The sequence below is a fragment of the Pseudomonas sp. WOUb67 genome, from assembly GCF_050058005.1.
In the GTDB taxonomy this organism is placed as follows: Bacteria; Pseudomonadota; Gammaproteobacteria; order Pseudomonadales; family Pseudomonadaceae; genus Aquipseudomonas; species Aquipseudomonas putida_R.
Genome location: NZ_CP170112.1, coordinates 2,357,735 through 2,370,812 on the forward strand (window position 1 = coordinate 2,357,735; position 13,078 = coordinate 2,370,812).

The 13,078-nt window shown below is 61.8% G+C and carries 10 protein-coding genes; 4 read left to right on the forward strand and 6 right to left on the reverse strand.

All coding sequences use genetic code 11. The annotated features are described in order from the left end of the window. Nucleotides 1-24 precede the first annotated feature (24 nt). Nucleotides 25-909, reverse strand: coding sequence for a LysR substrate-binding domain-containing protein (locus ABOC32_RS10725; RefSeq protein WP_086976442.1), 885 nt, complete (start codon nt 907-909; stop codon nt 25-27). 152 nt (nt 910-1,061) lie between these two features. Between ABOC32_RS10725 and ydiJ the strand changes: the two genes are divergently transcribed. Further along, nucleotides 1,062-4,082: a D-2-hydroxyglutarate dehydrogenase YdiJ gene (gene ydiJ, locus ABOC32_RS10730; protein WP_426811007.1), complete on the forward strand. Its 3,021-nt coding sequence runs from the start codon at nt 1,062-1,064 to the stop codon at nt 4,080-4,082. 177 nt (nt 4,083-4,259) lie between these two features. On the opposite strand, the gene ABOC32_RS10735 is transcribed toward ydiJ, so the two are convergent. From ABOC32_RS10735 to phhA, 4 genes are all read right to left on the reverse strand, one after another. Next, a complete protein-coding gene (locus ABOC32_RS10735) occupies nt 4,260-5,456 on the reverse strand; it encodes an MFS transporter (protein ID WP_426811008.1) in 1,197 nt (398 codons plus the stop codon). 90 nt (nt 5,457-5,546) lie between these two features. Further along, nucleotides 5,547-5,675: a hypothetical protein gene (locus tag ABOC32_RS10740; protein ID WP_016488505.1), complete on the reverse strand. Its 129-nt coding sequence runs from the start codon at nt 5,673-5,675 to the stop codon at nt 5,547-5,549. Between the two features lie 190 nt (nt 5,676-5,865). Beyond that, a complete protein-coding gene (locus ABOC32_RS10745) occupies nt 5,866-6,222 on the reverse strand; it encodes a 4a-hydroxytetrahydrobiopterin dehydratase (protein ID WP_003254532.1) in 357 nt (118 codons plus the stop codon). 38 nt (nt 6,223-6,260) lie between these two features. Continuing rightward, entirely contained in the window at nt 6,261-7,049 is a 789-nt protein-coding gene (phhA, locus tag ABOC32_RS10750) for a phenylalanine 4-monooxygenase (RefSeq protein ID WP_016498483.1), read from the reverse strand. A 256-nt stretch (nt 7,050-7,305) separates the two neighbouring features. On the opposite strand from phhA, the gene ABOC32_RS10755 reads away from it, so the two are divergent. Next, nucleotides 7,306-8,865: a sigma-54-dependent transcriptional regulator gene (locus ABOC32_RS10755; protein WP_258911631.1), complete on the forward strand. Its 1,560-nt coding sequence runs from the start codon at nt 7,306-7,308 to the stop codon at nt 8,863-8,865. A 150-nt stretch (nt 8,866-9,015) separates the two neighbouring features. Here ABOC32_RS10755 and ABOC32_RS10760 read toward each other — a convergent pair whose 3' ends face one another. Then, a complete protein-coding gene (locus ABOC32_RS10760) occupies nt 9,016-9,270 on the reverse strand; it encodes a DUF2790 domain-containing protein (protein ID WP_003254526.1) in 255 nt (84 codons plus the stop codon). Between the two features lie 398 nt (nt 9,271-9,668). Here ABOC32_RS10760 and acs point away from each other — a divergent pair, with 398 nt between their 5' ends. Continuing rightward, nucleotides 9,669-11,630 (forward strand): acetate--CoA ligase, encoded by a 1,962-nt coding sequence (gene acs, locus ABOC32_RS10765; RefSeq protein WP_016498485.1) that lies wholly within the window; start codon nt 9,669-9,671, stop codon nt 11,628-11,630. 625 nt (nt 11,631-12,255) lie between these two features. Then, entirely contained in the window at nt 12,256-13,041 is a 786-nt protein-coding gene (locus ABOC32_RS10770; protein WP_049274969.1) for an ABC transporter substrate-binding protein, read from the forward strand. Nucleotides 13,042-13,078 lie beyond the last annotated feature (37 nt).

Here is a 13,078-nt window from a genome sequence, read left to right on the forward strand (position 1 = left end):
AGGCCAGAACAGGCAACCCATGCTTCAGATCTGTTCCAGCAACCAGCTCCTGAATGCCCGTAACGACGGCAAGGCCTCATTCCTGGGCGGGTAGATCAGGTAGTAGCTCCGCTGGCTGGCAAACGCGACACCCGGGCTGTACAGCTCTGCCTTGGCCAATTCCTCTTCTACCAGAATGCGCGGTACCAGCCCGATGCCAATCCCGGCCCGCACTGCCTGGATCAGGTGCGACGTCAGCTCAAAGCTCGGCCCAAGGCGCATCGACCGGTGCGGCAGGCCATGGTGCGAAAACCACTCGCCCCACGCATGCGGGTTGTTGGCCACATTCAACAGCACCTCTTCACTGATCCTTGCCGGGCTCCAGCCCTGGCTATCGGCGCCGGCCTCCGGCGGCAGGATCACTACCAGTTCTTCGGCATGCAAGCGATGGCAGATCAGGCCCGGCAGGTCGTGGCTGGCCACACCGATGGCGGCATCGATTTCGCTGGTGTCGAAATTGATAGCTTCGATGCGCGAATGAATGTGCACCAGCATGCCCGGGTGGGCGGCGTAGAACGCATGCAGCCTCGGCAGCAGCCATTTCGAGCCGAAGGTGGGCAGGGTGGCCAGGCGCAAGGTGCCCACCCCTGATTGGTAGGCCAGTGCCTGCAGGGTGGCGCTGCGGATGCGCCCCAATGCCTCGCTGAGCTCGCGCTGATACAGGCGGCCGACATCGGTCAGCTGCACCTGGCGGCCTTCGCGGCGGAACAGGGTCAGGCCCAGTTGCTGTTCCAGCGCCTGCACCTGGCGGCTGACCGCGCTCTGGGTCAGTGACAGTTCGGCAGCGGCGCGGGTGTAGCTTTCATGCCGGGCGGCCGCCTCGAATGCCAGCAGCAGCGACATGGACGGTGTCAGGTGGCGGTAATTCATTCATAAAAGTCATTGATAGCGGCAGGATTATCCGTTTGCCCCTGAAGCAAAACTACAGGAACATTGGCCTATACGTCACCCCTGCATGCCAGCACCTATGCCGGAGCGACAGGAATCCCGTGAATTAGCCAATATCAAGAGGCCATCCTTCGATGATCGCCCAGCTGCCGACCGTTGCACCGAGCGCCAACTACCCCGAATTCCTCGAAGCCCTGCGCAGCAGCGGCTTCCGTGGCCAGATCAGTGCCGACTACGGCACCCGTACCGTGCTGGCCACCGATAACTCGATCTACCAGCGCTTGCCCCAGGCGGCGGTGTTCCCGCTGGACGCCGACGATGTGGCGCGGGTTGCCACGCTGATGGGTGAAGCGCGCTTCCAGGACGTCAAGCTGACTCCGCGCGGCGGTGGCACCGGCACCAACGGCCAATCGTTGACCGACGGCATCGTCGTCGACCTGTCTCGGCACATGAACAAGATCCTCGAAATCAACGTCGAGGAGCGCTGGGTACGGGTGCAGGCCGGTACGGTCAAGGACCAGCTCAATGCCGCGCTCAAGCCGCACGGCCTGTTCTTCGCCCCCGAGCTGTCCACCTCCAACCGCGCCACCGTCGGCGGCATGATCAACACCGACGCCAGCGGCCAAGGCAGCTGCACCTATGGCAAGACCCGCGACCACGTACTGGAGCTGCACAGCGTGCTGCTCGGTGGCGAGCGCCTGCACAGCCTGCCGATCGACGATGCCGCGCTGGAGCAGGCCTGCGCCGCGCCCGGCCGGGTCGGCGAGGTGTACCGCATGGCCCGCGAGATTCAGGAAACCCAGGCTGAACTGATCGAAACCACCTTCCCCAAGCTCAACCGTTGCCTGACCGGCTACGACCTGGCGCACCTGCGCGACGAGCAGGGCCGTTTCAACCTCAACAGCGTGCTGTGTGGCGCCGAAGGCTCGCTGGGCTACGTGGTCGAAGCCAAGCTCAACGTGCTGCCGATCCCCAAGTACGCGGTGCTGGTCAACGTGCGTTACACCAGTTTCATGGATGCCCTGCGCGACGCCAATGCGCTGATGGCGCACAAGCCGCTGTCGATCGAGACCGTCGACTCCAGGGTGTTGATGCTGGCGATGAAAGACATCGTCTGGCACAGCGTTGCCGAATACTTCCCGGCCGACCCCGAGCGCCCGACCCTGGGCATCAACCTGGTGGAGTTCTGTGGCGACGAGCCGGCCGAGGTCAACGCCCGGGTGCAGGCTTTTGTCGAACACTTGCAGGCGGACACCAGCGTCGAGCGCCTGGGGCATACCCTGGCCGAAGGCGCCGAGGCGGTCACCCGTGTCTACGTCATGCGCAAGCGCTCGGTGGGCTTGCTGGGTAACGTCGAGGGCGAGGTGCGCCCGCAGCCGTTTGTCGAAGACACCGCGGTACCGCCGGAGCAGTTGGCCGACTACATCGCCGACTTCCGCGCGCTGCTCGATGGCTACGGCCTGACCTACGGCATGTTCGGCCACGTCGATGCCGGCGTGCTGCACGTACGCCCGGCACTGGACATGAAAGACCCGGCCCAGGCTGCGCTGGTGAAGCCGATTTCCGATGCGGTGGCGGCGCTGACCAAAAGCTACGGCGGTTTGCTGTGGGGCGAGCACGGCAAAGGCCTGCGCTCCGAATACGTGCCGGAGTACTTCGGCGAGCTGTACCCGGCGCTGCAGCGCCTGAAGGGTGCCTTTGACCCGCACAACCAGCTCAACCCGGGTAAGATCTGCACCCCGCCAGGCAGCGCCGAAGGCCTGACCCCGGTCGATGGCGTGACCCTGCGCGGCGACCTCGACCGTACCATCGACGAGCGCGTGTGGCAGGACTTCCCCAGCGCCGTGCACTGCAACGGCAACGGCGCCTGCTACAACTACGACCCCAACGACGCCATGTGCCCGTCGTGGAAGGCCACCCGCGAACGTCAGCATTCGCCCAAGGGCCGTGCTTCGTTGATGCGCGAATGGCTGCGCCTGCAGGGCGAGGCGAACATCGACGTGCTGGCCGCGGCGCGCAGCAAGGTGTCGTGGCTCAAGGGCCTGCCAGCGCGCCTGCGCAACAACCGCGAACGCAGCCAGGGGCAGGAAGATTTCTCCCATGAGGTGTACGACGCCATGGCCGGTTGCCTGGCGTGCAAGTCGTGCGCCGGCCAGTGCCCGATCAAGGTCAACGTGCCGGACTTCCGTTCACGCTTCCTTGAGTTGTACCACGGCCGCTACCAGCGCCCGCTGCGTGACTACCTGATCGGCTCGCTGGAATTCAGCATTCCGTACCTGGCCCACGCGCCCGGGCTTTACAACGCGGTGATGGGCTCGAAGTGGGTGACCAGGCTGCTGGCCGACAAGATCGGCATGGTCGACAGCCCGCTGATCAGCCGTTTCAACTTCCAGGCCACCCTGACCCGCTGCCGCGTTGGCGTGGCCAGTGTGCCGGCCCTGCGTGAACTGACCCCGGCCCAGCGCGAGCGCAGCATCGTGCTGGTGCAGGACGCCTTTACCCGCTACTTCGAAACGCCGCTGCTGTCGGCCTTCATCGACCTTGCCCACCGCCTCGGTCATCGGGTGTTCCTGGCACCGTACAGCGCCAACGGCAAACCGCTGCACGTGCAGGGCTTCCTCGGTGCATTCGCCAAGGCGGCAATCCGCAACGCCACCCAGCTCAAGGCCCTGGCCGACTGTGGGGTACCGCTGGTGGGCCTGGACCCGGCGATGACCCTGGTGTATCGCCAGGAATACCAGAAAGTGCCGGGGCTGGAAGATTGCCCGAAGGTGCTGTTGCCGCAGGAGTGGTTGATGGATGTGCTGCCCGCGCAGGCACCGACCGCGCCGGGCAACTTCCGCCTGATGGCGCATTGCACCGAGAAGACCAACGTGCCGGCCAGCACCCGGCAGTGGGAGCAGGTGTTTGAGCGTTTGGGCCTGAAGCTGGTGACCGAGGCGACGGGGTGCTGCGGCATGTCCGGTACCTACGGGCACGAGGCGCGTAACCAGGAAACATCGCGGACCATCTTCGAGCAGAGCTGGGCGACCAAGCTGGACAAGGAAGGGGAGCCGCTGGCGACGGGCTACTCGTGCCGTAGCCAGGTCAAGCGCATGACCGAGCGCAAGATGCGCCACCCGCTGGAAGTGGTGTTGCAGTACGCCCAGCGTTAACCCTTCAAAATCCCCGGGGCTGCTTTGCAGCCCATCGCCGGCAAGCCAGCTCCCACAGGGATCGCGTCTATCTGGATTAGCGCGGTCCCTGTAGGAGCAGCCTTGCGCTGCGAAGAGGCCGGTAAAGGTTAAGGTTTACTTGGGCAGTTATGCCCTCTTCGCAGCACAAGGCTGCTCCTACAAGTTCTCTTTACGCCTTGAAGTTGATGTCTGCGTGTACAGATACAAGCTCAACACCAGCCCGCAAGCCGCGGCAGCCGCCGCAAACAGAAACATCGAAGCAAACCCGAACCCCGCCGCCACCGCGCCAACCAGTGGCCCGGTCACCCCCAGCGACAAATCGATGAACAGCGAATACGCCCCCACCGCTGCGCCGCGGTTGGCCGCCGACACCTGGTTCACCGCCTCCACGCCCAATGCCGGGAACACCAGCGAGAAACCAAACCCGCTCAATGCTGCACCCGCCAATGCCAGTTCGGCGCTGGGGGCCAGCCACAGCATCAGCAGTCCGAGTGTTTCCACCGACAGGCAGGCAATCGCCACCCTGAACCCGCCAATCCGGTTGATCAGGTTGCCAAACAGCAACCGCGCACTGATGAAACTGGCGCCGAACAGGCTCAGGGTCAGCGCCGCATCGGCCCAGCCACGGCTGGCGTAGTACAGGGTGATGAAGGTGGCGATGGTGCCAAAGCCGATCGAACCCAGGGCCAGCCCCGAACCGTGCGGGAATACCTTGCCCAGCACCCGCAGGAACGGCAGGCGTACACCGCTGACGATGGGCGCGGCCTGCTTGGGCCAGGCCAGCAGCAGGCCGAGCACGCACAGCAGGATGATGCTGACGCCCATGCTCCACAGCCCCAGGCCCTTGACCATCAGCACGCCCAGCGGGGCGCCGATGGCCAGTGCGCCATAGCTGGCGATGCCGTTCCAGGAGATGACTTTGGCGGTGTTTTCGGCGCCCACCCGGCCAATGCCCCAGCCAATCGCACCCGAGCCCACCAGGCTTTCCGCGCTGCCCAGCACCAGACGGCCGACCAGCAGGCAGGCCAGGCTCAGCCAGGGCAGGTAGGTGAGGAAGGCGCAGGCCAGCATGAACACCCCGCTAAGCCCGCAGCCGACCAAGCCATACATGACGGCTTTCTTGCTGCCATGGTTGTCGATGATGCGGCTGGCGGTAGGGCGGCTGAGCAGGGTGGCGAGGTACTGCACGCTGATCACCAGGCCGGCGACCACGGCGCTGAAACCCAGGTCGTTGTGCACATAGCCGGGCAACACGGCCAGTGGAATGCCGATGTTCAGGTAGCCGATGAAGGTGAAGAGGACGATGGAGACGACTTGCAGGGTGACCGCAAGGGGGCGCGGTGAGTCGGGCATGGGGACCTACGTGTGTTCAGGACGGTGTGAAAACGTGATGACGGGGGTAGCCCGCAGGTCAGCCGTTTTCACACAGTCGGGGATGCGCAGTTATTCCTGGTCAGCGCTGGATTGATCGTCACCATCCTGCTCGACGGCTGCTGCCGGTTCGGCGTGAACGGTCACGGATGGCTCTTCTGGGTTCAGGCTTGGGAAGGGAAGATTCGGGATTTCGTGCATCTCGTCGTTCCTCGCAAGTGTGAGTGAAAAGTCTGCGCCAGGCGCGGTTGAAGCTTCGCAAAGCTGGGGCAGGATACACAAGTCTGGATGACAGTTTGGATTTTTTACCGGTCGCTTGTCGGTTTTGCGGGCGAACAGCGCACATTTTTCCCATAGAAAATGGGGCCGCCTGGGCCCCATTTTTCAGTGGTTACTTACGGCCTTCAGCCGTTTCAGCCACCTTGTCAGTGCGTGCGCACATGATGAAGTCGTTGCGGTGCAGGCCTTTGATCGAGTGGCTCCACCAGGTCACGGTGACCTTGCCCCACTCGGTCAGCAGCCCCGGGTGGTGGCCCTCGGCCTCGGCGATTTCGCCCACGGCGTTGGTGAACGCCAAGGCGTGCTTGAAGTTCTTGAACAGGAACACCCGCTCAAGCTCCATGTGGCCGTCACGTACTTCGATGTTCCAGTCCGGGATTTCGCGAATCAGCTCGGCCAGCTCTTCGTCGGTGACTTTCGGGGCATCGGCGCGGCAGGCTTCGCAATGGGCTTGGTTCAAGGCATTCATGGTTTTTTTCCGGTTCGAGTTGTTATCGGCAAGGTCGCTCAGGCGGCGACCTTCGGTGGAAACTTCGGTGCGTGCAGGCCCAGCTGCATGGCTTTATGGACCATGCCCATGATGTCTTCGTGGGCCAGGTCGAACAGGCGCTTCATGTTCGGCAGCACGAAATACAGCGGCTGCAGGATGTCGATGCGGTACGGCGTACGCATCGCCTCGATCGGGTCGAAGGCCTGGTGCTCAGGCTCGCCAGACAGACTGTAGACGGTCTCCTTCGGCGACGAGAGGATGCCGCCGCCATAGATCTTGCGACCCTGCGGGGTTTCCATCAGGCCAAACTCGATGGTCATCCAGTACAGGCGCGCCAGGTACACGCGTTGTTCCTTGGTCGCAGCCAGGCCCAGCTTGCCGTAGGTGTGGGTGAATTCGGCGAACCACGGGTTGGTCAGCAACGGGCAGTGGCCGAAGATCTCGTGGAAGATGTCGGGCTCTTGCAGGTAGTCCAGCTCTTCCGGGGTGCGGATGAAGGTGGCGACCGGGAAGCGCTTGCTGGCCAGCAATTCGAAGAAAGTCTGGAAAGGGATCAGTGCCGGTACCCGGGCAACTTGCCAGCCGGTGGTGGCGCCCAGCACCTTGTTGACCTCGCCCAGTTGTGGGATACGGTCATGGGGCAGCTTGAGCTGGTCGATACCGTCCAGGTATTCCTGGCACGCGCGGCCTTCGATCACTTTCAGCTGGCGGGTGATCAGGGTGTTCCATACCGCATGCTCTTGCTGCGGGTAATCGATAAAACCATGCGCATCGGGCTCGCGTGCCACGTATTGCGTCTGTTTCATGAGGCTCTCCTGGTGAGGGCTTTTCTTGTTATGTGCAGGACATGCCTAAGTAATATCCCCACCCGGGGCGGTTTGCACGATGCAGGGCAGGGCTTGTAGTTGCGCGTCACTCCCAATTTCGTAACGATAATTTTACAAAATCGGGCAGGTGTCGGAAAATCCGAGGCATCTGGCTGATCGTTACGCTGTTTTTGTCAGCTTATCTTTACGAATTTTCTGCGCGGTGTTGAAAAACATTGGCGCTTCGAGAGCCCTCATGCGTATCAAAGTGCATTGCCAGAACCGCATTGGCATCCTGCGCGACATCCTCAACCTGCTGGTGGAGTACGGCATCAACGTGCTGCGCGGCGAGGTGGGCGGTGACCACGGCAACGCCATCTACCTGCACTGCCCGAACCTGATCAACCTGCAGTTCCAGGCATTGCGGCCCAAGTTCGAGGCGATTGCCGGGGTATTCGGCGTCAAGCGCGTAGGGCTGATGCCCAGCGAGCGGCGGCACATGGAGCTGAATGCGCTGCTGGGCGCACTGGATTTCCCGGTGCTGTCGATCGACATGGGCGGCAGTATCGTCGCCGCCAACCGCACGGCGGCGCAGCTGCTGGGGGTGCGGGTGGACGAGGTGCCGGGCATGCCGCTGGCGCGCTACGTGGAAGACTTCGACCTGCCGGAGCTGGTGCGAGCCAACAAGTCGCGCATCAATGGCATGCGCATCAAGGTCAAAGGCGATGTGTTCCTGGCCGATATCGCGCCGTTGCAGTCCGAGCACGATGACAGTGAGGCGCTGGCGGGCGCGGTACTTACCTTGCACCGGGCCGACCGCATCGGCGAGCGCATCTACAATGTGCGCAAGCAGGAGCTGCGCGGTTTCGACAGCATCTTCCAGAGCTCGCGGGTAATGGCCGCCGTGGTGCGTGAGGCGCGGCGCATGGCGCCGCTGGATGCCCCGTTGCTGATTGAAGGCGAGACCGGTACCGGCAAGGAGCTGCTGGCGCGCGCCTGCCACCTGGCCAGCCCGCGCGGCCAGTCACCGCTGATGGCGCTCAATTGTGCCGGGTTGCCCGAGTCGATGGCCGAGACCGAGCTGTTCGGCTACGGCCCCGGGGCATTCGAAGGAGCGCGGGCCGAGGGCAAGCTGGGGCTGCTGGAGCTGACTGCCGGCGGCACGCTGTTTCTTGATGGGGTAGGGGAGATGAGCCCGCGCCTGCAAGTGAAGTTGCTGCGCTTTCTGCAGGACGGTTGCTTTCGCCGGGTAGGCAGCGATGAAGAGGTCTACCTGGATGTGCGGGTAATTTGCGCGACCCAGGTGGATTTGTCCGAGCTGTGTGCCCGTGGGGAGTTTCGTCAGGACCTGTATCACCGCCTCAACGTATTGTCGCTGCACATTCCGCCTTTGCGTGAATGCATGGATGGGCTGGAGGGGTTGGTGCAGCACTTTCTCGATCAGGCCAGCCGGCAGATCGGCTGCGCCATGCCCCGCCTGGCGCCGGCAGCCATGGAAAAACTTGGGCAATACCATTGGCCGGGCAATGTAAGGCAGTTGGAAAACGTATTGTTCCAGGCGGTTTCTTTATGTGAAGGCGGCGTGGTCAAGAGCGAGCATATACGCTTGCCGGATTATGGCGCGCGGCAACCGTTGGGTGAGTTTTCGCTGGAAGGGGATCTTTCGCAGATTGTCGGGCGCTTTGAAAAAGCGGTACTGGAAAGTTTGATGGGGGAGTTTTCGAGTAGTCGGGCGTTGGGGAAAAGATTGGGTGTTTCGCATACGACTATTGCCAACAAGTTGAGGGATTATTCCTTGGGCAAGTCAGCAGATTAAAGCGGGTTATTAATAACCTGATAGTCTTGTGTCGGATTCTTCGCGGGCTTGCCCGCTCCCACAGTTACTGCACAGAGCTTGAAAGCTGTGCGATCCCTGTGGGAGCGGGCAAGCCCGCGAAGGGCCCCGCAGGGGCCCAAATCTCAAGGGTTAGCCGTTAGAGCAGCCGTTCCCCATCACGCGGTATTCGAGAATGTGCTTCTGGCCCTGGGAGTCCTCGTAGGTCATGCGGGCTGGCACGACTTCGCACACATTGGGCACTTCGCTCATGGAAATGACGCGGGCAATGTCCAGGTGCTGCGAGTAACTGTACTGTTCAACCGGAATCTGCTCGGCATCTTTGGCTTCGCCGGCCATCGCCGCGCCGCAAAGACTGCCAAGTACCAATACCAGTAAAGCTTTCATTTTCTATTTACCTGTCTAAGGTCGTGAGGGGGCACGCGGCGCTTATGGCGCCGCGAGTATTGCTAGTTTTAACTATCGGGATGAGATGGAGATTAACGCTTGCCTTCGTGGGGGCTGTTACCAGTTGTTAATCGCCTTGCCGTTGCTGGCGAGGTGAATTTTATGGCGGTGGCCACGGCTGAAACAGTGGGTCTTTTGATAAAGTGTTTTGACAGAATCTGTAACAATCCCGTGTTAACCCCCTTCTTTTTTTCGCCGCATAGGCTGTAATGCCCGCGCTAGAGGGCTTTGCCGGAACGGGCGTACCAAATTACTACCAACGTCGAATGGCTTTTGTCGCTCTGGTACAGTTACAAACGGTTCCATACAAAAACAACTATTACACCGAGGTAACACAGATGAGTGCGGCTCCACTGTATCCCGTTCGTCCCGAGGTTGCGGCCACTACCCTGACCGACGAGGCCACCTACAAGGCCATGTACCAGAAATCGGTGATCAACCCGGACGGCTTCTGGCGCGAGCAGGCCCAGCGTATCGACTGGATCAAACCGTTCACCAAGGTCAAGCAAACCTCCTTTGACGACCACCACGTCGATATCAAATGGTTCGCCGACGGCACTCTGAACGTTTCCTCCAACTGCCTGGACCGCCACCTCGAAGAGCGCGGCGACCAGCTGGCCATCATCTGGGAAGGCGACGACCCTTCCGAACACCGCAACATCACTTACCGTGAACTGCACGAGCAGGTCTGCAAGTTCGCCAACGCCCTGCGTGGCCAGGACGTGCACCGTGGTGACGTGGTGACCATCTACATGCCGATGATCCCCGAGGCCGTGGTCGCCATGCTGGCGTGTGCCCGCATTGGCGCGATTCACTCGGTGGTGTTCGGTGGCTTCTCCCCTGAAGCGTTGGCCGGCCGCATCATCGATTGCGAGTCCAAGGTGGTGATCACCGCCGACGAAGGCGTGCGTGGCGGCCGTCGTACCCCGCTCAAGGCCAACGTCGACCTGGCGCTGACCAACCCTGAAACCAAAAGCGTGCAGAAGATCATCGTGTGCAAGCGCACCGGTGGTGATATTGCCTGGCACCAGCACCGCGACATCTGGTACGAAGACCTGATGAAAGTGGCCTCCAGCCACTGCGCGCCAAAAGAAATGGGTGCTGAAGAAGCGCTGTTCATCCTTTATACCTCTGGCTCCACGGGCAAGCCGAAGGGTGTGTTGCACACCACCGGCGGTTACCTGGTGTATGCCGCGCTGACCCATGAGCGTGTGTTCGACTACCGCCCGGGTGAGGTCTACTGGTGTACCGCCGACGTCGGTTGGGTCACTGGCCACAGCTACATCGTTTATGGCCCGCTGGCCAATGGCGCCACCACCTTGCTGTTCGAAGGCGTGCCGAACTACCCGGACATTACCCGCGTCTCGAAGATCGTCGACAAGCACAAGGTCAACATCCTCTACACCGCGCCAACCGCCATTCGCGCGATGATGGCCGAAGGGCAGGCCGCTGTTGAAGGGGCCGATGGTTCCAGCCTGCGCCTGCTGGGCTCGGTGGGCGAGCCGATCAACCCTGAAGCGTGGAACTGGTACTACAAGACTGTAGGCAAGGAGCGTTGCCCGATCGTCGACACCTGGTGGCAGACCGAAACCGGCGGCATCCTGATCAGCCCGCTGCCGGGCGCCACCGGCCTCAAGCCGGGCTCGGCAACCCGCCCGTTCTTTGGTGTGGTGCCCGCGCTGGTGGACAACCTGGGTAACCTGATCGAGGGTGCGGCCGAAGGCAACCTGGTGATCCTCGACTCCTGGCCGGGCCAGTCGCGTTCGCTGTACGGCGACCACGACCGCTTCGTCGACACCTACTTCAAGACCTTCCGTGGCATGTACTTCACCGGCGACGGCGCGCGCCGCGACGAGGATGGCTACTACTGGATCACCGGCCGCGTGGATGACGTACTCAACGTCTCCGGCCACCGTATGGGTACTGCCGAAATCGAAAGCGCCATGGTCGCGCATTCGAAAGTTGCCGAGGCCGCAGTGGTTGGCGTGCCGCACGACATCAAGGGCCAGGGCATCTATGTGTATGTCACCCTCAATTCCGGTATCGAGGCCAGTGAGCAACTGCGCCTGGAACTGAAAAACTGGGTGCGCAAGGAAATCGGCCCGATCGCCTCGCCGGACGTGATCCAGTGGGCGCCGGGGCTGCCGAAGACCCGTTCGGGCAAGATCATGCGCCGTATCCTGCGCAAGATTGCCACCGGTGAATACGATGCGCTGGGCGATATCTCGACCCTGGCTGACCCGGGTGTGGTGCAGCACCTGATCGATACCCACAAGGCCATGAACCTGGCTTCGGCCTGATATCGAGGCAGAGCGTGGGCCCTTGTGCGGGCGGCCTTATGTGGGAGCGGGCGTGCCCGCGAACACCGGCGCAGCCGGTGCCATCCACCGGGTTGCCTGCTTCGCGGGCGCGCCCGCTCCCACAAAAGGCCGCTCCTACAGGAAGATGTGAGCGCACCAGAAAACCCCGCCCGGGCAACCGGCGGGGTTTTTGCTTTACTGTTACCCGACATTCATCGGTAACTGTTCTGTCACCGGTCTCGCACAAGTTCGGGGCGCGAAGAAACAAATCCGGCCCGTTTCGGTGCATTGCCGTAGCCATTTTGTGCAACACAGCACGCTACACTTGCCGTAGTACAAGGCTTTGCCAATAATAGGCCCAGGAATTGCTAGGTCTATAGGTTCTATTTCTTGCGCTTTTGCATATTTTGCACTGGCTGTCAACATCGCCCGCAGCGGTTTCAAGCGCTTCTGTAAGTAGTTGTCGCTTTGAAGAAATATCGACTACCGGGCTGTCGCTAAAATGCCACTCACTCGCTCGTGGTCTGCGACCTTGGTCGAACCCTGCGCGGCTCGCGTTGTACCCATTCGCATATCGGGCAGTTGTTACCTGCCTTGTATTGCCCCGTACCGATGGAGTTACCTGATGAAGAAGCTCGCACTGCTTGGCGCCCTGGCGCTGTCTGTGTTTTCCCTGGTGTCGCAGGCCGATGAAAAACCCCTGAAAATCGGCATTGAAGCCGCCTACCCACCCTTCGCCTTCAAGCAGCCCGATGGCAGCATCGCCGGTTTCGACTACGACATCGGCAACGCCCTGTGCGAACAGATGAAAGCCAAGTGCACCTGGGTCGAGCAGGAGTTCGACGGCCTGATCCCTGCGCTGAAAGTGCGCAAGATCGACGCCATCCTGTCGTCCATGTCGATCACTGAAGACCGCAAGAAGTCGGTCGACTTCACCAAGCGCTACTACCTGACCCCGGCACGCCTGGTCATGAAGGACGGCACCGCTGTTAGCGAAAGCCTGGACGAGCTGAAAGGCAAGAAGATCGGCGTGCAGCGCGGCTCGATCCATGACCGCTTCGCCAAGGAAGTACTGGGCGCCAAAGGTGCCACCGTGGTGCCTTACGGCACCCAGAACGAAATCTACCTGGACGTGGCAGCTGGCCGCCTCGACGGCACCGTGGCTGACGCCACCCTGCTGGAAGACGGCTTCCTCAAGACCGACGCCGGCAAGGGCTTCGCCTTCGTAGGCCCGGCCTTCACCGACGCCAAGTACTTCGGTGACGGCATCGGCATTGCCGTGCGCAAGGGTGACAAGGCCAACGTCGAGCGTATCAACGCGGCCATCGACGCCATCCGTGCCAACGGCAAGTACAAAGAAATCGAGAAGAAGTACTTCAACTTCGACATCTACGGTCCAGACTCGAACTAAGACGTCGGGTTTCACCTGTGCAATGGTGCAAACAGCA

What these genes read in the sequence shown, in the direction of transcription:
- ABOC32_RS10725 (WP_086976442.1), bottom strand. Translation starts at nt 909, where the DNA reads ATGAATTACCGCCACCTGACACCGTCCATGTCGCTGCTGCTGGCATTC.
- ydiJ (WP_426811007.1), top strand. Translation starts at nt 1,062, where the DNA reads ATGATCGCCCAGCTGCCGACCGTTGCACCGAGCGCCAACTACCCCGAA.
- ABOC32_RS10735 (WP_426811008.1), bottom strand. Translation starts at nt 5,456, where the DNA reads ATGCCCGACTCACCGCGCCCCCTTGCGGTCACCCTGCAAGTCGTCTCC.
- ABOC32_RS10740 (WP_016488505.1), bottom strand. Translation starts at nt 5,675, where the DNA reads ATGCACGAAATCCCGAATCTTCCCTTCCCAAGCCTGAACCCAGAAGAG.
- ABOC32_RS10745 (WP_003254532.1), bottom strand. Translation starts at nt 6,222, where the DNA reads ATGAATGCCTTGAACCAAGCCCATTGCGAAGCCTGCCGCGCCGATGCC.
- phhA (WP_016498483.1), bottom strand. Translation starts at nt 7,049, where the DNA reads ATGAAACAGACGCAATACGTGGCACGCGAGCCCGATGCGCATGGTTTT.
- ABOC32_RS10755 (WP_258911631.1), top strand. Translation starts at nt 7,306, where the DNA reads ATGCGTATCAAAGTGCATTGCCAGAACCGCATTGGCATCCTGCGCGAC.
- ABOC32_RS10760 (WP_003254526.1), bottom strand. Translation starts at nt 9,270, where the DNA reads ATGAAAGCTTTACTGGTATTGGTACTTGGCAGTCTTTGCGGCGCGGCG.
- acs (WP_016498485.1), top strand. Translation starts at nt 9,669, where the DNA reads ATGAGTGCGGCTCCACTGTATCCCGTTCGTCCCGAGGTTGCGGCCACT.
- ABOC32_RS10770 (WP_049274969.1), top strand. Translation starts at nt 12,256, where the DNA reads ATGAAGAAGCTCGCACTGCTTGGCGCCCTGGCGCTGTCTGTGTTTTCC.